The organism is Porphyromonas gulae DSM 15663 (assembly GCF_000378065.1).
GTDB classification, from domain to species: domain Bacteria; phylum Bacteroidota; class Bacteroidia; order Bacteroidales; family Porphyromonadaceae; genus Porphyromonas; species Porphyromonas gulae.
On the sequence record NZ_KB899177.1, the window covers coordinates 1 to 26,465 of the forward strand.

Sequence of the window (26,465 nt, forward strand, 5' to 3'; positions counted from 1 at the left end):
TCTGTACCTGACTCCCGAATAATCTTTCTAATCTTTTCTTTCGGTAGTTTACCGATGGCTTGCGCAAAGAGTGTTATTTTTGTCATAAAGGAAGTGGAGGAGTTGGGCTCTCTTTACTAAGGTAACATTTTGTTCCTTAGCTCTGCTTCCTTTTTCTTATATCCTCCAAAACGTTTAGGACAACATTGAATTACACCATAAAAACGACATTCCCATGAGATCAAGCGAATCTGCAAGTATTTACTCACCTTTTCAAAAGGTTATTCCCCACTCATATCAAAAATACACCACGACAATTAAACTTGGAATGGGAGCATTTGAGGCGGTTGTCCCATGAAGTATATTTGTTAATTTCATTTATGTGGCAACGTTTTTTACATATCTTTGTCGCATATCAGTTAAACAACTTCAAAGAACACATTCCGACACCTTTGGGCATTACATACTTCCACTATGGTCCTCTAAACGATATACAACCTCAATCCAATCAGCCCCTACGTTTACGAATGTTACTCATCGATTAAAATCAATAGCAATATAAAAAATACAATGATCGACCTTTTTTCAAAATTGTGCAACTCGAATCGCAATCTTCGGCAGAATGCCTCTAACACCTATGGCCGCCGCCTGCTAAACCGCAGCTATCTGCTGTTTTTCCTGGCCTTTTTACAGCTTATTGTCAACGAATCCTATCGCCGAGTATTGATCTCTTTGGATATGGAGGTTCGATTTGCCGAGATTCTGATTGCCCCAATTGTTTGGAGCTTGGTCGTTTATTTATTGCTTGCAGCCATCCCAAGCCATCGGTTATATCGAGGCATTATGTGGCCTGTGATCTTGATCGCAACGCTCATGTACGTAATCGAGATGTATCTACTCAGATGCTACGGCACTGTTTTTATTCCCTATATGGCTACAGCATTTCTTGCTACCACATCGGCCGAGGCCGGTGCATTCTGGCGAGAGGCTTTCTCTTGGAGCGACATCGGCCATGTGGCAGGTTGGTACGTGATCGTTTGGCTTGTGAGCCTAACCTTCGGGTTGTTGCTGCGTCTACTCCCAAGCAGGCCCAAATATCTCCTCCCCCTACTGCTTCTGTTTCTTAGCCCAATACTCTATGCGGCAGTTTGGCACTATCCCAAAGTTCTTGATCAACTCTCCGAGGATAGAGGCTATGCTTTCTCCTATCCGACAGCTGCACCTTGTGAAAGACTCGTATGGAGTATCTCGCAGAGTTTGATGGAAGGCAAAGAGGTCAATGCTCTTTTCGATCGCATTAACTCCGGAGCAAAGGGAGATATGTTTACCAAAGTCTCCCCTAAGCCACCCCACACGGTAGTGCTCGTTCTGGGTGAGTCAGCCCGCCCTGATTATATGCATAGCTATGGTTATCCTCTGGAGAATACGCCCCGATTGGATAGTCTACTTTCGTCCGGTGCCGCTGTACAGTTCGACGATGTGGTCAGTGCCAAACCCAATACTCAAGGTTCGATTGCAGCAATGATGTCTATTGGAGAAAGCCGTGCAGGAGGAAAATGGTATGACGATCCTATTCTAATACCGCTACTACGCTCCGCCGGTTACTATACCTTCTGGCTGAGTGCTCAGGAAAAACTCGGTCTTGCAGTGCAGAATGTCACAGCCATCGCCAAACTTTCAGACAGTACCCTCTTCGTCTTCAGAGGGATGGACGATGTGGTATTACCCAATCTCATGCAACGCACCGAGCATCAAAATCTATTTGAGGTGGTACATCTGAGTGGCTCACATGTATCCTATCAGGATCGTTACCCCTCTGAATTTGCCAAATTCAACTCGGAAAATCTTCCCTCTCACTATGACGAGTCGAAAGATGCAGTCGTGGCACACTATGTCAATAGTCTGTACTACACGGATTATATCCTAGGCGAGATTGAGCGAAAATACGCAAACGAAGATGCAATCATCATCTACCTTTCGGATCACGGGCAAGCCCTCTATGATGCACCCAACAACCCCAATCTGGTCGGGCATTCATTTAGCCACCAAGGTGTGTCTGTCCCTCTGTTTATATACCTCAGTCCGTCTATGAGAGCCAAGTACCCAGAGCTTATTCCTCGGTTGCAAACTATTAGGAGCCGACGTATCATGACCGACGTCCTGCCCTATGCCATTATGGGACTCTTAGGAATAGAATCTCCGCTCTACAAACCGGAGTTCGACTTCTGGGGCACCGGCTATGATGAGCATCGTCCTCGGGTTATTTACACGGACGATTCATCTTTGACTATTGACTGATCCAATATCGGTTATCGATCCTCATATTCCAAACCACCATCAAGGGCATTCGACACTTAGCTTTTGTACAGGGGTGTAAGTGTCTCTTACATCCCTTTTATCACATTCTCGAGATAGCATTCGGTATTTAGCTCTATACTCAGCAACTGTTAGCTTCTATATCAAGGCAACCGCATCAGGGAGAATATTCTTATGTTGTTACCTTATTCGTATTTCCCTTACCATCACTATATTTTCTGTAGTTTTGTACCGCTTCATCAATTAAAAACAACAACAATATGTTTTCCGGAATCGTAGAAGAATATGCCCAAGTGACGGATCTCCGTCACGAAAATGACAATCTGCACATCACGATGACGTGCTCTTTCGTCAGTGAACTCAAGATAGACCAAAGCATCGCACACAACGGCGTATGCCTCACCGTAGTCAGCAAGACGGACACCACCTATACCGTGACCGCCATACGCGAAACCCTCGAACGCTCCAACCTCGGACTCCTCCAAATAGGCGATCTCGTCAATCTGGAACGAAGCATGATGATGGGCGGCCGACTCGATGGGCACATCGTGCAGGGACACGTAGATCAGACGGCTGTATGTACCGCAGTGGAAGAAGCCGGCGGCAGCCACTACTATTCGTTCGAATACAAGCTCGACAAGGAGATGGCTCGCCAAGGCTATATGACCGTGGAGAAAGGATCCGTATGCGTCAATGGCGTGAGCCTGACCGTATGCGACTCCGGCATGAACAGCTTCCGTGTGGCCATCATCCCCTATACTCGGGACCATACGAATTTCTGCCGCATTGTCCCAGGTAGCGTGGTCAATCTGGAATTCGACATCGTGGGGAAATACCTCAGCAAGATGCTCCAATACCAATGAACCCAAACGACTTTTACTCCCTGATCGAACAGCGGCAGAGCGATCGCAAGTTCGATCCCGACCGCCCCGTACCCGAAGACGTGCTTGAGCGCATCATCGAAGCGGGGCGTCTCTCCCCCTCAGCCTGCAATTCGCAGCCTTGGAGCTTTGTAGTCGTCACCGATCCCGATACTCGCAGACAGTTGGCGGAAGCCTCATCGTCTCGGCTATTGGGTATGAATCATTTCACACGTCAGGCTCCCGTACACATCGTAGTAGTAGAGGAGAAAGCCAACTTCACGGCTACTATCGGCGGAAAAATGAAAAAAATCCACTATGCCAATATCGATCTCGGCATAGCTGCCGCACACATCACGCTTGCTGCCACGGCTGAAGGTCTCGGTAGCTGCATCATAGGTTGGGTAAACGAAGCCAAGATTCGCGAAATACTGGGTATCCCCTCCGGACGTCGCGTAGTCATGAACATCATGCTCGGCTATTCCGCCGATCCGCACAGGGCCAAGAAGCGCAAAGAAACCTCGGAGATTCTTCACCGCGAGAAGTGGTAGGTTCTCTCTCCTCCCTCCCCCGAAGAGGTTACATACATAGTATATAGTATAGCTCATTATGTACGACATTCAAAAAATCAGGGAAGACTTCCCCATCCTCCATACCCGGGTACACGGTAAACCCCTCATCTATCTGGACAATGCCGCCACGACGCAAAAACCCATAGCGGTATTAGACCAAATCGAACGAGCCTACCGCACATTCAACGCCAACATCCACCGCGGCGTACACCATCTGAGTCAGGTGGCTACGGAGCAGCACGAGAATGCTCGCAAGCGGATAGCCTGCTACATCGGAGCAGAAGACCCAAAAGAGCTGCTCTTTACGCGTGGCACTACCGAGGCGATCAATCTGGTGGCCTCTTCGTTCGGCCAAGCTTTCGTCCGTTCCGGCGATGAGATTATCATCAGCACCCTCGAACACCATTCGAACATCGTCCCGTGGCAACTTTTGGCCGAGCGTACCGGTGCTCGGCTCAGAGTGATCCGGCTGACTGAATCGGGCGAACTGGATGTGGAGCATTTCCGGTCTCTACTCAACGAACGCACCAAAATCGTTTCGATAGCCCACATCAGCAATGTGCTCGGCACCATCAATCCCATACGCCGGATAACGGATTTGGCTCATGCCGCCGGAGTACCCGTTCTGGTCGATGGAGCACAGGCCATCGCCCACTGCCGGGTAGATGTGCGGGAGTTGGGAGCGGATTTCTACGCTTTCTCCGGCCATAAAGTGTACGCACCTACAGGAATAGGCGTATTGTATGGCAAAGCAGAGTGGCTGGAGAAGATGCCCCCTTACCACGGCGGTGGAGAGATGATCGCCAAGGTGACATTCGAAAAGACCACCTACAACGAATTGCCCTATAAGTTCGAAGCCGGCACGCCGGACTATGTCGGTTCCACAGCTTTGGCCACAGCTCTCGACTACATCGAAGGACTGGGCTTAGAAGTCATAGCCGCACATGAAGACAAACTCCTGCGCATGGCTACCGAAGGCGTGAGAGCTTTTCCCAATGCCCGTATCATCGGAGAAGCCGAACACAAGAGCGGTGTGCTCTCTTTCCTCATAGGGGACATTCATCCCTATGACCTCGGCATGCTGCTCGATCGGCTGGGTATAGCCATCCGCACCGGACACCACTGTGCCGAACCGCTGCTCGAAAGCATGGGACTCAATGCCACGGCTCGCGCCTCCTTTGCCCTATACAACACCGAGGAGGAAGTGGAGCAATTCCTCCAAGCCTTGAAGCGCGTAGTAAGCATGTTCTAATTTCTTCCCCATGCTGCTCTCTCGCTATATAGACGATGACTTGCGTGAATGCGGTTGCGACGAAGCCGGTCGTGGCTGTCTGGCCGGTCCCCTCTATGCAGCGGCTGTGATCCTACCGGCCGATTTCTCTCATCCCCTGCTGAATGATTCGAAGCAACTGAGCGAAAAGCAACGCTACACCCTTCGCCCTGTCATAGAATCCGAGGCTATCGTATGGGGGATAGGTATCGTAAGTGCGCAGGAAATAGACGAGATCAATATCCTCAGAGCTTCCTTTCTCGCCATGCATCGCGCCATAGAGCAGTTGCCTTTTCGCCCCGAAAGGCTGCTGATCGATGGCAATCGGTTCGATCCTTTCGAACAAATCCCCCACCACTGCATCGTGGGAGGCGATGCCCGCTATCGCTCCATCGCAGCAGCTTCCATTTTGGCCAAAACTTATCGGGACGACGCGATGCTCCGCCTGAATAAGGACTTCCCGATGTACGGATGGGAACGCAACAAAGGCTATCCTTCGACGGCACACAAATCTGCTATTCGTCGCTTCGGAGTTTCGCCGCATCACCGCCTTACTTTCCGCGGAGTAGCGGACGCAGACCGGCCGGCAGCAGAATAAAGGGACTATATTTGCACCACTGAATATGAGCAGGAAAAACCGGCACAATGTACTCCCGCGAGCCACGATGCTCCGAAAGAAAACAATCCAAATCCGACTGAACGAGGCGGAGCACAAGGCCGTCGAGACCTATTGTAGCCGTTTCAAGGTGGAGAACCGCTCTCGCTGGATCCGCGAAACGCTGATGAAAGAGGTAATACACCGATTAGAAAGTGATACTCCTTTGCTTTTCCGAGAGGAGGAAATGCGATGACAGCCCCTACCCTTGCCACAGATGACATCCGCTATATGAGGCTTGCACTTGAAGAGGCGCGAGCGGCCGCTGACGAAGGAGAGGTTCCTATCGGAGCCGTGATCGTTTGCAAGGGGCAGATCGTTGCGCGTGCTCACAACAGAGTGGAAAGCCTGAACGACCCTACGGCTCATGCCGAAATGCTTGCCATCACGATGGCTGTGGATGCCATAGGGGGGAAATACCTCCGCGACTGCACACTGTACGTGACTGTCGAACCCTGCCTGATGTGTGCCGGCGCGCTTCGCTGGACGCAAATACCACGAGTAGTGTACGGAGCTTCCGAACCCAAAGTGGGCTACAGGCTGTTCACCGATCATGCACTCCACCCCAAATGCCGCGTAGAAGGCGGTATATTGGCGGACGAATCAGAGGATCTGATGCGTAGTTTCTTTGCCGAACGGCGGTAGCCGAGCGACACATTTATATATCTTTGCGCAATATGGCAGCATTCAGTGTACATATATTGGGCTGCGGATCTGCCCTGCCGACCACACACCACCATCCCTCTTCGCAAGTAATCGACCTACGCGACAAACTTTACATGATCGATTGCGGAGAAGGTGTCCAGCGACAATTCAGACTCGAAAAGCTCCATTTCGGGCGTCTCATCCATATTTTCATCAGCCACCTGCATGGCGATCACTGTTTCGGCCTGCCCGGATTTATCTCCACACTTGGTCTGTTGGGACGTACCGGCACCCTGCATGTACATGGGCCGGAGGGAATAGAGCGTTTCCTCAGCCCCATATTGGAGCAGTTCTGTCACCGAATGCCCTATCAGGTGGAGATACATACGATCGATGCCTCCCGACATGCGCTTGTGCATGAGGACAAATCCGTCAAAGTCTATAGCATACCGCTCAGCCACCGCATCCCTGCAGCGGGCTACCTCTTCGAAGAAAAATGCCGTGCAAGGCATCTGAACAGAGCGGCTGCCGAGTTCTACAATATTCCGCTTGCCGAATATCCCCTCATCATAGAAGGATCCGACTACACGACACCGGATGGGCGGATCATCCCCAACCGACACCTCACGACCCCGGGCACACCGCCCAGACGATATGCTTACTGCTCGGATACGGAGTTTTATCCCTCCATCGTCCCTATTATTCAAGGTGTGGATTTGCTCTACCATGAAGCCACTTTTATGGAGGAGGATCGGGCAAGAGCCAAAGAAACTTTCCACAGTACGGCCAAAGAAGCGGCCGAAATAGCACGACAGGCAGGAGCAAAATGCCTCCTCATCGGGCATTACTCCGGCAGATACAAGGACGTCCAAGGTTTGCTGGAAGAAGCTCAAAGCGTATTCAAGCCGACTATTGCCGCCAATGAAAGAATGCGTATCGATCTGTAAATGCCTTTTCCGGCAGTCTTGTTTGCTCCTCGCCCTTACCGGTCTGCTGTATTCCTGCGGAACGAGCAAGAAAGCGACAAGCATATCCGGTAAACCTCACCATACAACTGCCACCGGCCATTCGCTCCGAACGGCGGAGGACATCGTTACCGACCTGATAGCCCGAGGCAAGAAGCTGATAGGCAAACCCTACAGGTATCGGGAGCCATCGTCTTGGCCGATGGATTGCTCCGGCTACGTGGCCTACCTCTACTTCTGCTACGATATTCATATTCCACGCTCTTCATCGGCACTATACAACTATACCATTCCCGTACGCCATCCTCTACCGGGCGACCTGCTTTTCTTCCGTGGCAGTAAGAACCGCAAAGGGGTTATCGGCCATGTGGCACTGCTAATCGAAGTTCGCGGTGACGAACTGATCATGCTGCACAACACCAATAGTAGAGGTATCATCATCGAATCGCTGCAACGAAGTTCGTACTTCAGCAAGTGTTATGTCCGTGCCGGCCGTTTACCTGAGATCCAAGCCCTCATGGACTGATCCTCGCCAAGTTCCCCTTCTACAAAAATCCGATTCCACCTTTTCACCGGCAAAAACTTGAATGGTGTCGATGCTGTGGACTACATTTTTAAGGAGATCGGCACAATAAAAATTGCCCCACATACAGAGATCCGCATGTGGGGCAAATAGGTATTTTGCCTATCAGTATCGGCAGCTAAAAAGACTTTCTACTTGCCGTAGCGAGCTTTCAGTATCTGGATCATATCAGCAGACATGGAGTCGAGATCGTACTCCGGCTTCCAATCCCATTCGCTACGAGCACAAGAATCATCCAATGAGTTTGGCCATGACTCGGCAATACCTTGACGGAGAGGATCGACTTCGTAATTCATAACGAAATCAGGTACCAACTTCTTCACGGCTGCCGCTATCTGCGAGGGTTCGAAACTCATGGCAGTGATATTGAACGAATTGCGATGTACCAGACGGGCAGGATCAGCTTCCATCAGCTCCACGCATGCGCGAAGAGCATCGGGCATATACATCATATCCATATAAGTACCTTCTTTAATGGGACAGGTGAAGCATCCTTCTTTGACAGCTGCATAATAAATATCCACGGCATAGTCTGTCGTTCCGCCACCGGGGAGGGTGACGTTGGAGATCAAACCGGGGAAACGAACCGAACGTGTATCTACACCGAAACGCTTGTGGTAGTAGTCGCTCAAAAGCTCGCCACTGACCTTCGTTACTCCGTACATGGTCTTGGGACGCTGAATAGTATCCTGGGGGGTCTTGTCCTTAGGAGTATCATTGCCGAAAGCACCGATAGAGCTGGGTGTAAACACTGCACAATTCTTTTCACGAGCTACTTCCAGTGTATTGAAAAGTCCTCCCAGACCAATATGCCATGCTAACTGAGGTTTGGCTTCTGCTACGGCACTGAGAAGGGCTGCCAAATTGTAAATCGTATCTACTTTATACTTATCCACCACTTCTGCTATTTGTTTGGCATTGGTGATGTCTACTATTTCGGCAGGACCGCTTTCGAGTAGTTCGCCCTTAGGCTCTGCACCGGGGATATAACCCGCTACAACGTTTCCCTGAGGATAACGCTTTCTCAACTCCATAGTCAGCTCCGATCCGATCTGGCCGGTAGAGCCGATAATCAGGATGTTCTTCATTCTACTACCTCCGTATTGCTTTAAGTTAGTTGGGTTCATTAAAATTCGCTGCAAAAGTATGGATTATTCTCATAAATATGCGACTAAAAAGCAGCACAAAATCGATGAAGACGAAAAGAAAGACAAAGACCTCTCTATAGGAGTCTGACGAAATAGATGCCATCCCGTCTTGAAGAGGTTTGAGCCGAACCGGTATAAGAAAAGAGAACGATCAAGTGCGAAATCATTTGATTTCAGGCAGATACCTATATGTGGGGATTGTCGATTAGGTGGAATAACTATACTTTTGTTCGAAACAAAACAATATTTTTTCGTATGACAACGCATCACATAAAGAAATCATATTCACCCAATACAAAGCTAAGTGACTTAATATGCGAGAATTACGACTTGCTGCTGGTCATTACGCGCTTTGGTATTTCACTTGGTTTCGGAGAAAAGAGCATACGAGAAGTCTGTGAGGACAATAAGGTAAACACCAATACCCTCATGGCTGTCATCAACGCACTTATCAACCGTCCCGAGCACCCTTCCGAGGCAATCTTGTCGGATCTGTCAGCTCCCTCCCTGATCAACTATCTGCGCAAGTCGCACAATTATTTTCTCGAATTCCGTCTGCCTTCGCTCCGTCAAGATCTTTTAGCCGCACTGTCCAACTGCCCATCCGAGGTGGTGTTCGTCATTCGTCAATTCTATGATGAATACGTGGAGGAAGTACGCAAGCACATGAGCTACGAAGAGAAAACAGTTTTCCCCTATGTGGAAAAGCTTTTAGCCGGAAAGTTGGACGAACGTTCGCACTACAGGATCGATATATTCAGCAAACGCCACGATCAGATAGAGCTGAAAATTTCCGAACTTAAGAACCTGCTGATCAAATACTACCCGACATCAAGCGGCTACGAACTCAACAGCGTACTGCACGACATATTCTCTTCGGAAGACGATCTGTCTGCACACAACTTTGTCGAAGACCACCTTTTCGTGCCTTTGATTCGTAAAATAGAAAAGGAAAGCGGATTATGAACATCATCTCACTCAAGGTAGCGATCGTAGAACCGCTACCTATGATTCGTGCAGGGCTGGAAGCTCTACTAAAGAAAATCACCGGCTACAAGATACAATTCATAGATGCGCCGGCCGATAATGGTTGGGTAGATGTAATCTCCTTTTATTGTCCCGATATCGTTTTCATGAATCCACTCGTATCGGGACTGACCCGAAACGAATCAGACAAGGTATGTCCACAGTCGCGCTATGTGGGTTTGCTCACTACGCCGATCGACAGCAATATGCTACACAACTATGACGATACACTGTCCGTCCACGCCACAGTAGAGGAATTAAGACAGCTATTGGAAAGACTTTATCAAAAGACCTTGGAACCCGAAGAGAGCGGAGAAGAACAACAGACGCTCACCAATCGGGAGAAAGAGATCGTCGTAGGCGTGGTGAAAGGTATGACCAACAAAGAGATTGCGGAAGAGCTTTTCTTATCTACACATACCGTTATAACCCACCGACGCAACATAGCAAAGAAACTACAGATCCACAGCCCCAGTGGTTTGACGATCTACGCCATCATGAACAAACTCGTCAATCTCGACGAGATTACTCACTAAGCGAATAGATTTTCTATTCACTGATCGCCTGCTTTAGAAGTAAGCAAAGACCAAAGTTTATCATTGGGTGGAAGAGGAGCAGTGAGATCGATGAGGACACCGCTGACGGGATGAGTGAAACGAATTCGATGGGCCAGCAGACTGATTCCTCCATCCGGATTACTGCGCCCAAATCCGTATTTCAAATCACCTTTAATAGGACAACCTATAGCTGCGAGCTGGCAACGAATCTGATGATGCCGGCCCGTATGCAACTCTACTTCCAAAAGATGGTAGTTGTCGGACGAAGCTAATAAGCGGTAAGAAAGAGATGCTTTCTTGCTGTTCGGCACTTCACGTACCGAAGCAAAACTTTTGTTCAGCCTTTCGTTTCGGCTGATATAATGGAGCAGTGTGTCCGCGTCCTTGGGAGGTCTTTGCTTGACTATGGCACGATATACCTTTTGTACATCCCCGTCTCGAAACATATTATTGAGCCGAGCCAAAGCCTTACTCGTTTTGGCGAAAACGACCAGCCCTGCTACGGGACGATCCAAACGATGGGCTACACCGAGGAAGACATTGCCCGGCTTGGCATACTTCTCTTTGATCCACTGCTTGACCGTTTCGGACAGAGGGCTGTCGCCGGTCTTATCGCCTTGAACAATCTCTCCGACAGCCTTATTGACTATGATCAGATGATTGTCTTCGTAAACGATTTCCATAACGACAGCCCTATGAACCGAACAGGTTGATTCTGATCCTATATTACATATTCATACCACCGCAAACGTGGACTACCTGTCCCGTCACATACGAAGAGAGATCACTGCCAAGGAAAGTAGCCACGTTAGCCACATCTTCAGGCGTACCGCCACGACGCAGAGGTATCTGTGCAGCCCATTGCTTCTTCACTTCTTCGCTAAGCACGGCGGTCATATCGGTAATGATAAAACCCGGTGCAATTGCATTGGCACGCACGCCGCGTGAGCCCAGTTCTTTGGCAACACTCTTGGCCAAACCGATCATACCAGCTTTGGAGGCTGAGTAGTTGGATTGTCCTGCATTGCCCGATACACCTACCACAGAAGTCATATTGATGATACTGCCGGTACGCTGTCCCATCATGATGGGAGTCACGGCATGAATCATGTTGAACGCTGACTTCAGATTAACATTGATCACGGCATCCCATTGTTGCTCGGTCATACGCATCATAAGGCCATCGCGAGTGATACCGGCATTGTTCACCAAAATATCGATCCGGCCGAAGTCAGCCTTGATCTGTTCCACCACTGTATGCGCGGCATCGAAGTCAGCCGCATTGGAAGCGTATGCCGCAGCACGTACTCCCAGCCGTTTGAGTTCTTCTACGAAAGCTTGTACGCCCTCATCGATATTCAGATCCGTAATGGCCACATCGGCACCTTCCGTTGCATACTTATAAGCTATGGCACGGCCGATACCGCGTCCGGCTCCCGTAATGAGAGCTACCTTGTTCTCCAATAATTTCATACTTTGATTTTTATTTGTCGTGGACAGATACTGACCGATACGATCTGTATGTCCGCGAAGTTGATTTATTGATCGTTAAATTCTTAAATACTTTCTCTGCCAGTCTCTTCTTCACCGGTGTTTACTGCCGGAGATAGACAGATACCGTGGAAGATCAGATGCTCCACATTCTCACTGATTCGCTCGAATGCGATCGTTCCGGCATGCCTAAGATGTCCGCTGATATAGGGCACTTCCAGCCCCTTGATTGAATGGAGCAAGATCTTGGCGGTAATATGGGTATCGGGTATAGAAAAAGCATTGAGCCGAACTCCTTCGTCCAAAATGGAACAGATCAGATGTTCTTCCTTGAGGTCGAACTCCTTACGGGCAGTCTCCACCTTCCATATATCTCGGAAAAAATCGGCACGAAGCGTACCATTACGCACGACGATCTCTTTGATTGCTTCCAAATGAGTATAGATGAAGTGCATCAGCTTCTTAGCCGGCGGCATAGACACGATTGCAGCCGTCTCCAAGGAGCTGTAAAGTTCGTCCAGCTCTTTATGGACAACTGCAAAATAGATATCTTTTTTGCTTTTGAAGTAGGTATATAGCGTGCGTCGTCCCTTGTTTGCCGCATCGGCGATATCGTTCATCGTGGTCTTTTCCACGCCGATTTTGGCAAAGAGCTGACGTGCTACATCGATCATCAGTTCTCTTGTTTTCGCCACACTCATTAAGTATTTTCGATTACCCTAAAATTCTAACGGTATCTTGTTTCGGAAACAAATATAAGGTTTTTGGTGTTGATTTTGCACGTTTGTTTCAGAATTGAGCAAAAAGAACAGCCGCTTTTGTGCATATAAGAGTTTGACGATATGGTCCGAGAAGAGTTTGCTCCAAGCAAATAAAAAAGCTGTCTCCTTTGAAAGGGGACAGCTTATCAATATTCTTGTTGTCTCACAAGGATTCGAACCTTGACAAACAGGACCAGAATCTGTTGTGCTACCATTACACCATGAGACAGTGGCGAAGCATTATCGCTTCCGGTGCTGCAAATGTACACCTTTTTGTGAAACGAACAATAAAAGACAACATTTAAATCTTAATTGGCATCTCCGTATCTTCCTCCATCGTATCCGACTTTGCAAAGATGGGTTGGAAATCTCGATTTTAGGTTCGTAAACCGGAAACACGGTCGAGATATTTTGGTCACTTTTTCTGTCTGTTTTTGTATTTTTGCGAGCATAAAGACCGAAAAAAGGTCATACATCAGCATCAAAGAGTTCCATTTCAACAAACATCGATGAAGAATATCCGCAACTTCTGCATTATTGCACATATCGACCACGGCAAGAGTACCTTGGCCGATCGGTTGCTCGAATATACCAACACCGTCTCCGGCAAAGACCTGCAAGATCAGGTCTTGGACAATATGGACTTGGAACGAGAGAGAGGTATAACGATCAAGAGCCATGCCATTCAGATGGACTATCAGTTAGATGGAGAAAAGTATGTGCTCAACCTGATCGATACTCCGGGGCACGTGGACTTTTCCTACGAAGTCTCTCGCTCCATCGCCGCTTGCGAAGGGGCATTGCTTATCGTCGATGCTGCCCAAGGGATACAGGCACAGACCATATCCAATCTCTATATGGCGATCGAAAACGACCTGACCATCATCCCCATTGTGAACAAAGTGGATCTACCCAGTGCCATGCCCGAAGAGGTGGAAGACCAGATCATCGAGCTTTTGGGCTGTGATCGTTCGGAGGTTATCCGTGCCAGTGGTAAGACCGGTCAGGGAGTAAATCAGATCCTTCGCGCTATCGTCGAACAAGTACCGGCCCCTGCCGGAGATCCCGATGCTCCACTCCAATGCCTCATCTTTGACTCGGTCTTCAATCCGTTCCGTGGTATCATTGCCTATTTTAAGGTGGTGAATGGCAGTATTCGCAAAGGAGATCATGTCAAGTTTATTGCCACCGAGAAAGAATACGATGCCGATGAAGTAGGAGTACTCAGGCTCGATATGGAGCCGCGCTCGGAGGTCAAGACCGGCGATGTAGGCTATATCATCAGCGGTATCAAAACAAGCCGCGAGGTCAAGGTAGGCGATACGATCACCCATGTGGCGAAGCCTGCCAAAGAGGCCATAGCAGGATTCGAAGAGGTAAAACCCATGGTTTTCGCCGGTGTATATCCTATCGAAGCCGAAGACTTCGAGAACCTGCGCGCTTCTTTGGAAAAGCTTCAGCTCAACGATGCATCGCTGACGTTCCAGCCCGAAAGCTCCGTGGCTCTCGGATTCGGATTTCGTTGTGGATTTCTCGGTTTGCTCCACATGGAGATCGTGCAGGAGCGATTGGATCGGGAGTTCAATATGAATGTGATCACGACAGTTCCCAACGTTTCTTACAAAGTCTATGACAAGAAAGGCGGCTGTAAGGAGGTCCACAACCCATCGGGACTGCCCGAACCCACGCTTATCGATCATATCGAAGAGCCTTTTATCAGAGCTTCGGTCATCACCAATACGGCCTATATCGGCCCTATCATGACACTTTGCTTGGGCAAAAGAGGGGTGTTGGTGAAGCAAGAATATATATCGGGCGATCGTGTAGAGATCTTCTACGACCTCCCATTGGGCGAAATCGTCATCGACTTCTACGACAAGCTCAAGAGTATCTCCAAAGGATATGCCTCGTTCGACTATCACCTGCATGACTTCAGAGAGAGCAAGCTGGTGAAACTCGATATTCTGCTCAATGGCGAACCCGTCGATGCCCTTTCGACACTCACACACGTGGACAACAGTGTCACATTCGGCCGGCGCATGTGCGAAAAGCTCAAAGAACTGATCCCGCGTCAGCAATTCGAAATAGCCATCCAAGCAGCTATCGGGGCCAAGATCATCGCTCGCGAAACGATCAAGCCCGTCCGCAAGGATGTGACGGCTAAGTGTTATGGTGGTGATATTTCCCGTAAGCGTAAACTACTCGAAAAGCAGAAAGAAGGAAAGAAACGCATGAAGCAGATAGGTACGGTCGAAGTACCTCAGAAAGCTTTCCTCGCTGTCCTCAAACTAGACTGATCCGAAGCCTTTTCACAATCCAGTCCCATCACTATGGCCGCTACCAAGTCTCGCACCAAACATCCTGCTCCGGAGAGCATTACAGCTCCGTTGGAGGGACGTGTTCCGCCACAGGCTCCCGAATTGGAGGAGGCTGTTTTGGGAGCTATCCTGCTGGAAAAAGATGCCTATATGCAAGTAGGCGAAATGTTGCGCCCCAGGACTTTCTATCTCAAGGCCCATGAGCTGATTTACGAAGCCATTACCCAACTGGCACTCAATCAGAAGCCGGTGGATATGCTCACGGTGACGGAGCAGCTCAAGAAGAACGGCAATCTCGATGCCGTCGGCGGCCCCTCTTATATAGCCGGTCTGACGCTCAAAGTGGCAAGCTCGGCCAACTTGGAATACCATGCCAAGATATTGGCGCAGAAAGCTTTGAGCCGTGAGGTAATCGGCTTTTCCAGTGAAGTCCTGAAGAAGGCTTACGATGATACGGAGGACATAGAGGATCAGTTGCAGCAGGCCGAGGGACGATTGTTCGAGATCTCCCAGCACAACATGAAGCAGGACGTCCAGCCTATCGACCCGATTATCAAAGAGGCCTTGGGCGAAATCCAAATTGCAGCCAACCGTAAGGAAGGACTCAGCGGTCAGCCATCCGGTTTCCCCGCTATCGACAAGCTCACGGCCGGTTGGCAAGCTTCCGATCTGATCATCATTGCTGCCCGTCCTGCTATGGGAAAGACCGCATTCGTGCTTTCCATGGCGAAAAATATGGCTATCGACTATAATATACCCGTAGCCATATTCAATTTGGAAATGAGCAGTGTGCAGCTGGTCAAGCGTCTGATGTCCAATGTCTGTGAGATTCCGGGTGAGAAGTTGAAGACCGGCCGACTCGAATCACACGAATGGGTACAACTCGACACCAAACTGAAAGACTTCGAAAACAAACCTCTCTATATAGACGATACGCCCTCTCTTTCCGTCTTCGAACTGCGCACCAAATCGCGTCGTCTGGTGCGCGAGTACGGCGTGAAGGTGATCATCATCGACTATCTTCAGCTCATGAACGCCAGCGGAATGTCATTCGGCAATCGTGAACAGGAAGTCAGTACCATCTCACGCTCTCTCAAGGTTTTGGCCAAGGAGCTGAAGATACCCATCATCGCTCTCTCCCAGCTCAACCGAAGTGTGGAGACCCGTCAGGGCGACATCAACAGCAAACGTCCGCAGCTATCCGACTTGCGCGAGTCCGGAGCCATCGAACAGGATGCCGATATGGTATGCTTCATCCATCGCCCCGAATACTACAAGATCACGGAAGACCAGCAGGGCAACTCCCTTTTGGGCATAGGCGAATTTATCATCGCCAAGCATCGTAACGGGCCTGTGGATGATGTGCGTTTGCGCTTCCGCAGCGAGTTTGCCAAGTTCCTCCCTCTTGAGGCTGAAAGCATGGTCAAACGCCACTCCCGTATCGGAGGTTCTCCCGTGGAAATGGGTGTCGGCAACGGATCATTCGCCCCACCCCTACCTCCTCCGGAGGACAATCCTCTCCTTTCAGGCCCCTATTCCTCGGGCACATCCGAGGCCGATTTCCTCGCCGAAGCATCAGGAATCGACAACCCCTTCTGACATTATCAGGAAACGATATTGCACAATTACGAGCCAATACACATTGGCTCCAATACAACGTGCCCTCTCCTCTTAAAAACACGCGCCAAAAAAGTTTTCAACAACGAAGAGGAGTTTGGAATGATTCCAAATAAGCAGGTAAAAAGAAGTAGATATTGAAGTCGAAAAGTTGAGGACACGGACTTTTTCAAGTCGAAATATGACTTTTGGGAGAGAAGATAACGATCTATATACAAACCGTTTACGATAAATATATAGATCGTTTTCGATTTGTATATAAATCGTTTTCAATTTATATATAGATTGAAAGTCATTTCTATATAAATCGCAAGCCTAAAAAGGCCACTTCGAGAGGCTATAAAACAGAGGCACCCACATGATTCGAGCTGAATCATGTGGGTGCCTTATTCTTTTGAAGGGACTGTAAGAGACCTTATTGCTGCTTATGGATCATGGGGATTATACTATTCATCCGTATGCCAACATGGCATACATATAATATCGGCCGGCTCAATCGGCCGAAAAGATTAGGAGCATGAGGATATTCGAAGCACATATCTAACTATCATTTAATCGTTTATCTATATAATTTCATTCGGATGAAAGCCTCTCAGGACAGTGACATCCAACTCCTCATAGAGGGCTTCATCGCGGACAAATGTAAGGAAAAAGTTCAATCCCCTAAAAGGCATTAGAGCGAGTACAGGCCATCGGTGCCTGTAACATGTAAAAAGACTCATCGCAGTACACTTGACAGACTCGGGCTCTATCGATGCTCAGAGCGTGTAGAAGACTTTGAAGCCTACTGATCATCGGGTCGACCCAAACGAAGCCATCCTGACGCTGAGGGATCGATAGACCGATTTACCAGAGTGTTGCTCTTACTTCTGGAATGAGCACTTTGGGGCAAACACTCTCCAAATTATGGTCTGTCAATATTTTTTCTTTAATTTGGTCTTTTGAAGACGGAATCGTTATCTGATAATTACCTTCCGTTGTATTGGAAAAGCGCCGAATTGTATCTCTCCGGACAGGAGGTTTTCGGTGGATGTGAACATTAAAGCAGTAACGTATGGAAAACCCTACGAACCCTCTCACGGATTCAATGGCACAGCCCGAATCCGAAGAATTGAAACCTACGACAACAGACCGGTTGCCGGAGGTTCAAAGCCTGGAAGTGGCAGATCCGACTCCTTTGGAAAACGAATCCAAATCAGCCGAAGAAAGTAAAACAAGCGTAAACGCCCGTTTGGCGGACATGACCGAGCTTGAGCTACTTGATAGCTTGGCCACATTACTCCAAGGAGAAGAGCTACCTCGCCGACAGGAAGTAGAGGCCTACAAGAGTGCTTTCTATAAGAAGAAGCAGGCTCGTGCAGGAGAATTGGCCGACAGTACGACTTCGTCTATGGCCGAGCCGGACTTGAACGAGGAACGTCTGAAAGACTTGCTACAGCGCTTCCGCGAACTGAACCAATCGCGGATAGAGTCGATGCAAAAGGAGCGTGAGAGCAATTTGGCTCAGAAGGAGGCCCTCTTGCAACGGCTGAGAGATCTTCTCGGCAGCAACGAAGAGTTCGGCAAGATCAGCCCTGTTTTTCATGAGATTCGCAAGTCCTGGAAGGAGACCGGTCCCGTGCCGGAAGCAAATGCTACGGATATAACCAAAGAATACAATAGTCTGGTAGAACAGTTCTATGATCTGAAGCAGATCAACGATGAATTCCGCGCCTACGATTTCAAAAAGAATCTGGAGGCTAAGGAAGAATTGATCCATCAGGCCGAAGCCCTCACGGAGAATGCCGACGTCATCCACTCATTCAGAGTACTGCAAGAGCTGCACCATCAATGGCGCGAACTGGGGCCGGTAGCCCGCGAACTCCGCGAAGAGGTGTGGGCAAGATTCAAAGCTGCGTCTACCACGATCAATAAGAAGTATCAAGAACACTTCGAAAAGCAAAAGATACGCGAGCAGGAAAATCTGGCCGCGAAAACATTGCTTTGCGAAGAGATGGAGGCGATAGACACCTCCGGACTGAACTCGCTGGCCAAATGGGACGAACAGACAAAGGCCGTACTCGAGATTCAGGCCAAGTGGAAGACCATAGGCTATGCCCGCAGAAGCGACAACGAGAAGATCTACGAGCGTTTCCGTGCGGCATGCGATGATTATTTCAATAAAAAAACGGCTTTCTTCAAAGGCAAGCGCGAAGAGCTGACCAATAACTACAAGAAGAAACTGGCCATGGTGGAAGAGGCAGAAAGTCTCCAGGAGAGTTCCGACTGGAAAGAAACCTCTGCTCGCTTGACCGAACTCCAAAAAAATTGGAAAAGCATCGGAGCCGTTCCTCATCGGTATAGTGATGAGATCTGGAAGCGCTTTACAACTGCATGCGATGCATTCTTCAAACGCAAAAAAGCCGAACAGGGTGATATGCGCTCCGAAGAACGCGAAAACCTCAAGAGCAAGAAAGCGATCATAGCTGAGCTGGAGGCTTTGGATTCGGAAGAGGCCGGCGAAGGTATCATCGACAGACTCAATGCTCTGGCCGGACGCTGGAATGCCATAGGTTTTGTACCGTTCAGGGAAAAAGATGCTATCAATAAGACTTACAGAAAATTGATCGATGGCCTGTACGACAAGCTCAATATCGAACGCAGCAATCGTCGCCTCGAAGGGTACAATGCCTCCTTAGAACAACTGGAAGGCGGTGGCAAAGGTCAGCTCTACGATGAGCGTGATCGTATGACACGTATCCTCGATCGCATGCGCAACGAATTGCAGACCTATACGAACAATCTGGGTTTCCTCAGCATATCCAGTAAAAGTGGGAATAGCCTGATGCGAGAAATGGAGCGCAAGAAGGAAAAACTGGAAGAAGACATCCGTCTGATGATCGAGAAGATCAAGCTGATCGATAAGAAGATGGAAGAGCTGAACGCTAAAGAATAAGACTCTTCCCCCACTCCATCGGCCAAATACCCCCCGAGGAGACGACAGCATTCAAGAATAGGAGTGAGCCACGAAGTTTGTAATCGGACTTTCGTGGCTCGCTTCTTTTTTATCGGCTTTCTTCATAGAAACAGGTGCAGAGAAGAAAAAATTTCTCGCGCCAGAAGGGAAAAGAGTGGTTCCGCTTTTTCACGCTTTAGGCTCTATTTTTGTCGTAAACCGGTTCGTAAAAGCAGAGAACATAAATCCATCGGGATTCATCCCTATCCTTTGCATGGGGATACTTCGGGAAAGCTGTCGAATTGGCGTTTCTACGAGAGACTGAGTGTTCTTATCATATAAGATTGCCACACGACATTGAGGGAAGCTATATACCGAATTAGTTCCTATAGTAATTTATATAGTCAGAGCTGAAGCTACAGCAGGGCGTGGAGTCGCATTCGTCAGGTTTTCGAGTCACAGTGCGGCTTCATATTGTGACATTCTGTCACCTTTTGGCAGTATCAGGCGTACTTTGCTTTTTGGCACGCAAATTGTTCATGTTACAGCGTATCACCCTTTCGTCGTTACATAGACAACGAAAGAAAATCAGACAACAACAAAAAACGAATATAGAATTATGGGAAAAATCATTGGAATTGACTTAGGCACAACGAATTCATGTGTCTCTGTATTGGAAGGTAACGAACCTATCGTTATCGCGAACAGTGAGGGCAAGCGCACAACGCCCTCGGTGGTGGCTTTTGTGGATGGTGGCGAGCGTAAGGTAGGCGATCCGGCCAAGCGTCAGGCCATCACCAATCCGACCAAAACGATATACTCTATCAAGCGCTTCATGGGCGAAACCTACGATCAGGTTTCCAGAGAAGTGGACAGAGTGCCATTCAAGGTAGTACGTGGGGACAATAATACTCCGCGCGTAGATATAGACAGTCGCCTCTATACGCCGCAGGAAATTTCGGCCATGATCCTTCAGAAGATGAAGAAGACGGCCGAAGACTATCTCGGTCAGGAAGTGACAGAAGCCGTGATCACTGTGCCTGCATACTTCAACGACGCTCAACGTCAGGCAACGAAAGAAGCTGGAGAGATCGCCGGACTGAAAGTTCGTCGTATTGTGAACGAGCCTACGGCAGCTTCTTTGGCTTACGGTTTGGACAAGTCCAATAAGGATATGAAGATCGCTGTCTTCGACTTAGGTGGCGGTACCTTCGATATCTCTATTTTGGAATTGGGCGACGGCGTTTTCGAAGTGAAATCGACCAACGGTGATACGCACCTCGGAGGAGACGACTTCGACCACGTGATCATCGACTGGTTGGCAGAAGAGTTCAAGTCTCAGGAAGGAGTGGATCTTCGTCAGGATCCTATGGCTATGCAGCGTCTGAAAGAAGCTGCCGAAAAAGCCAAGATAGAGCTGTCCAGCACTTCATCTACGGAGATCAACCTCCCCTATATCATGCCGGTGAATGGCATCCCCAAGCACTTGGTGATGACGCTTACAAGGGCTAAGTTCGAACAGTTGGCCGATCGTCTGATTCAGGCATGTGTGGCTCCCTGCGAAACGGCCCTGAGAGATGCCGGCATGTCGCGTGGCGATATCGACGAAGTCATCCTTGTAGGAGGTTCTACACGTATTCCTGCTATTCAGGAGATTGTGGAGAAGATCTTCGGTAAGGCTCCGTCCAAGGGTGTGAATCCCGACGAAGTGGTAGCTGTGGGTGCCGCTATTCAAGGTGGTGTTCTGACCGGTGAAGTAAAGGATGTCTTGCTGTTGGACGTTACACCGCTTTCGCTCGGTATCGAGACTATGGGTGGCGTGATGACTCGCTTGATCGATGCCAATACGACTATCCCGACGAAGAAGAGCGAAATCTTCACTACAGCAGTGGACAATCAGCCTTCGGTAGAGATTCATGTGCTTCAGGGTGAGCGCTCTTTGGCTAAGGACAATAAGAGCATCGGCCGTTTCAACTTGGACGGTATCGCTCCTGCACCCCGTCAGACACCGCAGATCGAAGTAACATTTGACATCGATGCCAATGGTATCCTCAACGTAACGGCTCATGACAAAGCTACTGGCAAGAAGCAGAATATCCGCATCGAAGCCTCCAGCGGTTTGTCCGACGATGAGATCAAGCGTATGAAGGAAGAAGCGCAGGCCAATGCCGAAGCCGATAAGAAGGAGAAAGAACGTATCGACAAGATCAATCAAGCTGACAGCATGATCTTCCAGACCGAAAAGCAGTTGAAGGAGTTGGGAGACAAATTCCCTGCCGATAAGAAAGCTCCGATCGATGCTGCTCTCGACAAGCTGAAAGAAGCGCATAAATCACAGGATGTAGCTGCTATTGATACGGCCATGGCCGAACTGCAAGCTGCTCTTTCCGCAGCAGGAGAAGAGCTTTATAAGAATGCCGGAGCTCAAGGCGGTGCACAACCCGGTCCGGACTTCGGTGGTGCTCAAGGTCCATCTGCCGGCGATCAGCCTTCTGACGACAAGAACGTCACAGATGTAGACTTCGAAGAAGTGAAGTAATTCCGCTCACAAACGAGTACCAAACAAATAAAAATCGCAGTAAGCTATCTACTTACTGCGATTTTTATTTTTGAAAATTTGATCTATAGATTCTCTTTGAGAACCTGGATGAATGGGATGCAGAGAAAAAAGAGACTCTAGAAGCGGTCAAGGCGAAAGTTGATGAGATGGGCAAAGAGAATCGCACTGTCATCCGCAAAGAACATGTTTTTAGTCTTGACTTTAAGAATAGCAGAACAGTTATCACTTTTTGCTGTATGGGGCTTGTTATTTTGTTTTCACTGCTTGGAAACTTCTGGCAGATGCAACAAAACAGTCAACTGTCAGATAAAGACTTGAAGTATCGCCACATCAAAATATATGGAGAAGCCAATCAGGAAAAGCTAATGGATTTGGAAACGCTCTTCACTTATCAGAGAGACGAACAGCAGATTGCACTTATCCGAGAACAAGTGGAAACTTACGAACGATTAGTTAAAGAGCAAGCTGAAAAGACAGAGCGAGCCCGTTTCAACACATCGCAGGCAAACGAACTTCATAAGCAAGCAGAATCCATAAAACAACGGAAGTAAATACTTCTCTTCTACACCCATTAAAAGATTTAAGGGGATGGAGAAAATAAATCCTCATTCCCTTTTTCTATGCTATTTCATTTCATATCTTTGCGCTATCAAAAGAACATTGAACGCGATGGATAAACCCATGAATCGAATCAAAGAAGTGCTTGAGGAGAAAGGCATCAAGCAAACATGGCTTGCCGAAAAACTCGGCAAAAGCTTCAGCATTGTCAATTCCTACGTCTGCAACAGACGCCAACCAAGCCTCGAAACCCTCTTCCAGATTGCAGAGATATTGGAAATCGAGGCAAAACAACTGATAGAAAATTCGAACAATAATACTAATCAATAACTATGTCAACAATAACAATAAAAAATATAGGCCCTATAAAAGAGGTTGTAGAGATTTCTCTCAATAGGATTAATGTCTTTATGGGACCACAAAGTAGTGGTAAAAGTACCATCGCAAAAATTATTAGTTTTTGTACGTGGGTGGAAAAAGATGTGGCGACAAGTCAATCCCTTTCCGAATATCAAGAAAATAAAACATATTTCAGAGAACGTCTTGAGTCTTTTCATAAGATAAAGGGTTACTTCAATTCCGATAGTTATATTTACTACAAAAGTGAGGTCGTAGATATTGTATGGGAAAATGAGGAATGTTCAATCTCATGGGTTGATAAATATGCATACAAACGTAGTAAAATAGCTTACATTCCTTCTGAGCGTAATATGGTTATTCTTCCTGAAGCAAGAAAATCTGAATTTGGGAATACTAATATTAGAAGTTTCTTGTTTGATTGGTTTGAAGCTCGCAAGAAATATTCTAATGAAAATAATTTATCTGTTCTGAATCTTGGTGTAAACTATTATTATCTTGAAGGAAGTGAAGAAGATCATATTAGAGGTAATAATAATGATGCAGAGTATGATATCCTCTTGTCAAACGCATCAAGCGGGTTGCAATCTATTACTCCCTTAATTGCTATGATTGAATATTTGACAAAATGGATATATGATGAGGATACTATTTCCTTTGAACAGGATGAAAGAAAACAACGGGTCAACATAAATCTTGCGGTAGAAAAAGCATTAAAACCTTATTATGATAAGGATAATTTGCCTATAGACGATTTGCAAAAACTTGTAAAATCTTTCAACGAAAAACTCCACGAAAAGGAAGAAAAAGCAGTTAAATATTTTGAAGAATACAAAGCCATATCGAATAGCTTATTTAAAACAATGAACTCTCAGTTTATTATTGAAGAGCCAGAACAAAATTTGTTTCCTGAAACACAACGAGATTTGGTGTATTACTTCTTACAAAAGTGTTTGAATAAAGAAGGGAACAGATTAACGCTTACAACACATAGTCCATATGTGCTTTATGCATTAAATAACTGTATGATGGCAGGCTTAGTCAGTGATAAAATGGAGGCAAATGAATTGAGCAAACTCAAGTGTAATCAATCTAAAATCAATCCTGTAGACGTATCTATTTATGAAATCAGAGAAGGAGTCGTGAGAGGGACCATTCAAGGAGAAGATGGACTAATTTCTGACAACTATTTCGACCAGAAAATGAAAGACTTGATGGATGACTTTTATTTAATGCTTAACTACTACGAATAATGATACGAACAAGTATACAAAATCATTTCCCTCACCAATTGACTAATGACATCACCACAAGCAATTCAATATATGTGGCAGACTATACACAACAAACAACCCATAGTCCAATTAAACAAGGAGTAAAGTTGTTTGACGGTGTTCTTCCGACCAATATAGATTACTTTACAATTAATAATCCTCATAGTTTACTAATAGACGGCATTCCTTTTGATAATACAAGCTTTACTAAACCTAATGGAAGTATTGCTTCTCAATGTGAATGCGTTACTTATCCTCATAGTAGTAATGATAAGTCTTGGATTCTCTTTCTTGAGTTAAAGTACAGTTATAAGATTAAAAATAACAAAAAGAATTTAAATAAAGCTCGAAAGCAACTATTTAAAACACAATGTTACTATAGGTCTCTAGGTATTTTTGATAAGAATAATACTTGCTACTTATTAGCCTCGTTGCCTATGCAACGCCCTCCTTTTGCTAATATTAGTCTAACTCAAAATTACTTATTAGAAATGAAGAAGAAACATAATGTGGTTATACGATTCCAGAATTCGGTAGAGATCATAGATGATGAAAAAATTAAAGTGTAGCTTAAATGACTTTTTAGTCAAGGAACCTATGATAATTTCCCAAATGTGAGTGATTATCGGAATCCCTTTATTGCCGAAGCAATGAAAGTTTTGGGCTATGTAAACCGATTCAGCCGTGGAGTCTACCGAGTTCAGAAGGAGTTGGAAGAAAACGGTAATGGGCAGGCCTCTTTTGATTTTTCATTGATTACAGCTTTTCGAGTAGTTGAGAATGTTTCTCAAAAGTATTTTGAAGAAGGCTTTGGAGGAGATACATCCAAGAAACATCCAAGAAAAAACCAAGAAACTACCCAAGAAACTACCCAAGAAAGGATTTTAGCAGCTATTCAGGCAAAGCCTGAAATTACTCAAAAGGAATTGGCTCAATCTATCGGCATTACTCTTGATGGCATTAAATATCATATTAAGAATATGACTAAGCAAGGACTCATCAAGCACGAAGGCTCTACAAAGGCTGGAAAGTGGGTAATAATCAAATAGAACGTGAAGAATGTGTTGTACATAATATTGAGCGGTCTTTTATTACTTGTATTGGTTGTCGTGCTCATAGGAGCATTGCTGCCGAGAACCAGAACGGAGACAAAACAGTGCATTTTGAATGCCCCTGTTGATGTTGTTTTTGCTATCGTGACCAACAATCAAGAATGGCATTACAGAAATTCTTTGGATGATTTGGATATCATCCGTACCCAAGGGGATATTGAAGAATGGGAAGAGACAACCAATGGTGTAACTATCCGATTCAAGACACTTGAGAAGAGACCACACTCTTTCTACAGTTTTGAGATGGATAGTAAAATGTTTACAGGAGAATGGCAGGCAACATTCGAACCGATGGAAGGTGGTAAAACTCTATTCACTGCAACAGAAAAGATAGAATACAAGAATCTGTTCTATCGTTTAGTGGGGTATGCTTTTATGGATTTAAACAAGTTTATGACTACGTACCAAGAAGAACTCACAGCTCGAATAGAACTTGAAAAAGCAGAGCAATAAAGACAATATAAGCGATTGTTTGTAATCGATTTCAGAAATCATATTTGTACCATACAATCGCAATCTACTGTAAATCAACATAGATTTATTTTGAAGAAGTGAAATAATTCCGCTCACAAACGAGCATCAAACAAATAGTAAATCGCAGTAAGTTAATCACTTACTGCGATTTCTGTTTTTGATAGTTTCTCGTATTTCTTCGTTTTCTATCGATTTTAGTCGTATATTTATGAGACCGTTGCACGGCACTTTGTGTCTTTTGGGGACTAGGATTATTGCATATATCACTGATAAATAGCATATTTACACATAATTAACTGTATCAACATGGCAACTAAACTAACCGAACCGGCTCCCAGCTTTCTACAAGTATATACTCAGGTTCGTCGTGACCGTATGAAGCACTCCTTTCTCCGCCAAATCAATGCTTGTGTTGATTGGCGAGGTATCCGC

25 protein-coding genes and 1 tRNA gene are annotated in these 26,465 nt (G+C 46.9%); 21 read left to right on the plus strand and 5 right to left on the minus strand.

Annotated elements, in window-relative coordinates; all coding sequences use genetic code 11:
• Positions 1–549 precede the first annotated feature (549 nt).
• From F452_RS0108975 to F452_RS0109015, 9 genes are all read left to right on the plus strand, one after another.
• Positions 550–2,277: a phosphoethanolamine transferase gene (locus F452_RS0108975; protein ID WP_018965873.1), complete on the plus strand. Its 1,728-nt coding sequence runs from the start codon at positions 550–552 to the stop codon at positions 2,275–2,277.
• A 278-nt stretch (positions 2,278–2,555) separates the two neighbouring features.
• On the plus strand, positions 2,556–3,158 hold the full coding sequence (locus F452_RS0108980) for a riboflavin synthase (protein ID WP_018965874.1): 603 nt from the start codon (positions 2,556–2,558) through the stop codon (positions 3,156–3,158).
• Positions 3,155–3,706 carry a nitroreductase family protein gene (locus F452_RS0108985; protein ID WP_018965875.1) on the plus strand — a complete coding sequence of 184 codons (552 nt, stop codon included), beginning with the start codon at positions 3,155–3,157 and terminating at the stop codon, positions 3,704–3,706. The genes F452_RS0108980 and F452_RS0108985 overlap by 4 nt, the downstream gene beginning before the upstream one ends.
• Before the next feature lie 58 nt (positions 3,707–3,764).
• Positions 3,765–4,979 (plus strand): aminotransferase class V-fold PLP-dependent enzyme, encoded by a 1,215-nt coding sequence (locus tag F452_RS0108990; RefSeq protein ID WP_018965876.1) that lies wholly within the window; start codon positions 3,765–3,767, stop codon positions 4,977–4,979.
• A 10-nt stretch (positions 4,980–4,989) separates the two neighbouring features.
• Complete coding sequence (locus F452_RS0108995; protein WP_018965877.1) at positions 4,990–5,595, plus strand: ribonuclease HII; 606 nt, start codon at positions 4,990–4,992, stop codon at positions 5,593–5,595.
• Between the two features lie 25 nt (positions 5,596–5,620).
• Positions 5,621–5,848: a hypothetical protein gene (locus tag F452_RS0109000; protein ID WP_018965878.1), complete on the plus strand. Its 228-nt coding sequence runs from the start codon at positions 5,621–5,623 to the stop codon at positions 5,846–5,848.
• Complete coding sequence (locus F452_RS0109005; RefSeq protein ID WP_018965879.1) at positions 5,845–6,297, plus strand: nucleoside deaminase; 453 nt, start codon at positions 5,845–5,847, stop codon at positions 6,295–6,297. The genes F452_RS0109000 and F452_RS0109005 overlap by 4 nt, the downstream gene beginning before the upstream one ends.
• Positions 6,298–6,329: 32 nt before the next feature.
• Positions 6,330–7,244: a ribonuclease Z gene (locus tag F452_RS0109010; RefSeq protein WP_018965880.1), complete on the plus strand. Its 915-nt coding sequence runs from the start codon at positions 6,330–6,332 to the stop codon at positions 7,242–7,244.
• Positions 7,219–7,788, plus strand: coding sequence for a C40 family peptidase (locus F452_RS0109015; protein ID WP_018965881.1), 570 nt, complete (start codon positions 7,219–7,221; stop codon positions 7,786–7,788). The genes F452_RS0109010 and F452_RS0109015 overlap by 26 nt, the downstream gene beginning before the upstream one ends.
• Positions 7,789–7,976: 188 nt before the next feature.
• Here the strand turns inward: F452_RS0109015 and F452_RS0109020 are convergent, their stop codons facing one another.
• Positions 7,977–8,933, minus strand: coding sequence for an NAD-dependent epimerase/dehydratase family protein (locus F452_RS0109020; RefSeq protein WP_018965882.1), 957 nt, complete (start codon positions 8,931–8,933; stop codon positions 7,977–7,979).
• 315 nt (positions 8,934–9,248) lie between these two features.
• Between F452_RS0109020 and F452_RS0109030 the strand changes: the two genes are divergently transcribed.
• Positions 9,249–9,959, plus strand: a complete 711-nt coding sequence (locus F452_RS0109030) for a hemerythrin domain-containing protein (protein WP_018965884.1) — start codon at positions 9,249–9,251, stop codon at positions 9,957–9,959.
• Positions 9,956–10,555, plus strand: a complete 600-nt coding sequence (locus F452_RS0109035) for a response regulator transcription factor (RefSeq protein ID WP_018965885.1) — start codon at positions 9,956–9,958, stop codon at positions 10,553–10,555. The genes F452_RS0109030 and F452_RS0109035 overlap by 4 nt, the downstream gene beginning before the upstream one ends.
• A 17-nt stretch (positions 10,556–10,572) precedes the next feature.
• Here the strand turns inward: F452_RS0109035 and F452_RS0109040 are convergent, their stop codons facing one another.
• The 4 genes from F452_RS0109040 to F452_RS0109055 form a co-directional block, all read right to left on the minus strand.
• A complete protein-coding gene (locus F452_RS0109040) occupies positions 10,573–11,259 on the minus strand; it encodes an RluA family pseudouridine synthase (RefSeq protein ID WP_018965886.1) in 687 nt (228 codons plus the stop codon).
• Positions 11,260–11,302: 43 nt separating this feature from the next.
• Complete coding sequence (fabG, locus tag F452_RS0109045) at positions 11,303–12,049, minus strand: 3-oxoacyl-[acyl-carrier-protein] reductase (RefSeq protein WP_018965887.1); 747 nt, start codon at positions 12,047–12,049, stop codon at positions 11,303–11,305.
• Between the two features lie 83 nt (positions 12,050–12,132).
• Positions 12,133–12,768 carry a TetR/AcrR family transcriptional regulator gene (locus F452_RS0109050; protein WP_018965888.1) on the minus strand — a complete coding sequence of 212 codons (636 nt, stop codon included), beginning with the start codon at positions 12,766–12,768 and terminating at the stop codon, positions 12,133–12,135.
• A gap of 218 nt (positions 12,769–12,986) precedes the next feature.
• Positions 12,987–13,057 (minus strand) — tRNA-Gln (locus F452_RS0109055).
• 280 nt (positions 13,058–13,337) lie between these two features.
• On the opposite strand from F452_RS0109055, the gene lepA reads away from it, so the two are divergent.
• The 10 genes from lepA to F452_RS0109115 all read left to right on the plus strand — a co-directional run bounded on the left by lepA (position 13,338) and on the right by F452_RS0109115 (position 26,012).
• On the plus strand, positions 13,338–15,125 hold the full coding sequence (gene lepA / locus F452_RS0109060; RefSeq protein WP_018965889.1) for a translation elongation factor 4: 1,788 nt from the start codon (positions 13,338–13,340) through the stop codon (positions 15,123–15,125).
• Positions 15,126–15,158: 33 nt separating this feature from the next.
• Entirely contained in the window at positions 15,159–16,745 is a 1,587-nt protein-coding gene (gene dnaB, locus F452_RS0109065; protein WP_018965890.1) for a replicative DNA helicase, read from the plus strand.
• A gap of 1,072 nt (positions 16,746–17,817) precedes the next feature.
• A complete protein-coding gene (locus tag F452_RS0109080; RefSeq protein ID WP_018965892.1) occupies positions 17,818–19,698 on the plus strand; it encodes a DUF349 domain-containing protein in 1,881 nt (626 codons plus the stop codon).
• A 619-nt stretch (positions 19,699–20,317) separates the two neighbouring features.
• A complete protein-coding gene (gene dnaK, locus F452_RS0109085) occupies positions 20,318–22,237 on the plus strand; it encodes a molecular chaperone DnaK (RefSeq protein ID WP_026292344.1) in 1,920 nt (639 codons plus the stop codon).
• 167 nt (positions 22,238–22,404) lie between these two features.
• On the plus strand, positions 22,405–22,809 hold the full coding sequence (locus F452_RS10900; RefSeq protein WP_235317496.1) for a hypothetical protein: 405 nt from the start codon (positions 22,405–22,407) through the stop codon (positions 22,807–22,809).
• 118 nt (positions 22,810–22,927) lie between these two features.
• On the plus strand, positions 22,928–23,146 hold the full coding sequence (locus F452_RS0109095; RefSeq protein ID WP_018965895.1) for a helix-turn-helix domain-containing protein: 219 nt from the start codon (positions 22,928–22,930) through the stop codon (positions 23,144–23,146).
• A gap of 2 nt (positions 23,147–23,148) precedes the next feature.
• Positions 23,149–24,426: a hypothetical protein gene (locus F452_RS0109100; protein WP_018965896.1), complete on the plus strand. Its 1,278-nt coding sequence runs from the start codon at positions 23,149–23,151 to the stop codon at positions 24,424–24,426.
• A gap of 74 nt (positions 24,427–24,500) precedes the next feature.
• Positions 24,501–25,016 (plus strand): hypothetical protein, encoded by a 516-nt coding sequence (locus tag F452_RS0109105; protein WP_235317495.1) that lies wholly within the window; start codon positions 24,501–24,503, stop codon positions 25,014–25,016.
• An 81-nt stretch (positions 25,017–25,097) separates the two neighbouring features.
• Positions 25,098–25,496: a winged helix-turn-helix domain-containing protein gene (locus F452_RS0109110; RefSeq protein WP_018965898.1), complete on the plus strand. Its 399-nt coding sequence runs from the start codon at positions 25,098–25,100 to the stop codon at positions 25,494–25,496.
• A 114-nt stretch (positions 25,497–25,610) separates the two neighbouring features.
• Positions 25,611–26,012: an SRPBCC family protein gene (locus F452_RS0109115; protein WP_033317187.1), complete on the plus strand. Its 402-nt coding sequence runs from the start codon at positions 25,611–25,613 to the stop codon at positions 26,010–26,012.
• The last annotated feature ends 453 nt before the right edge of the window (positions 26,013–26,465 follow it).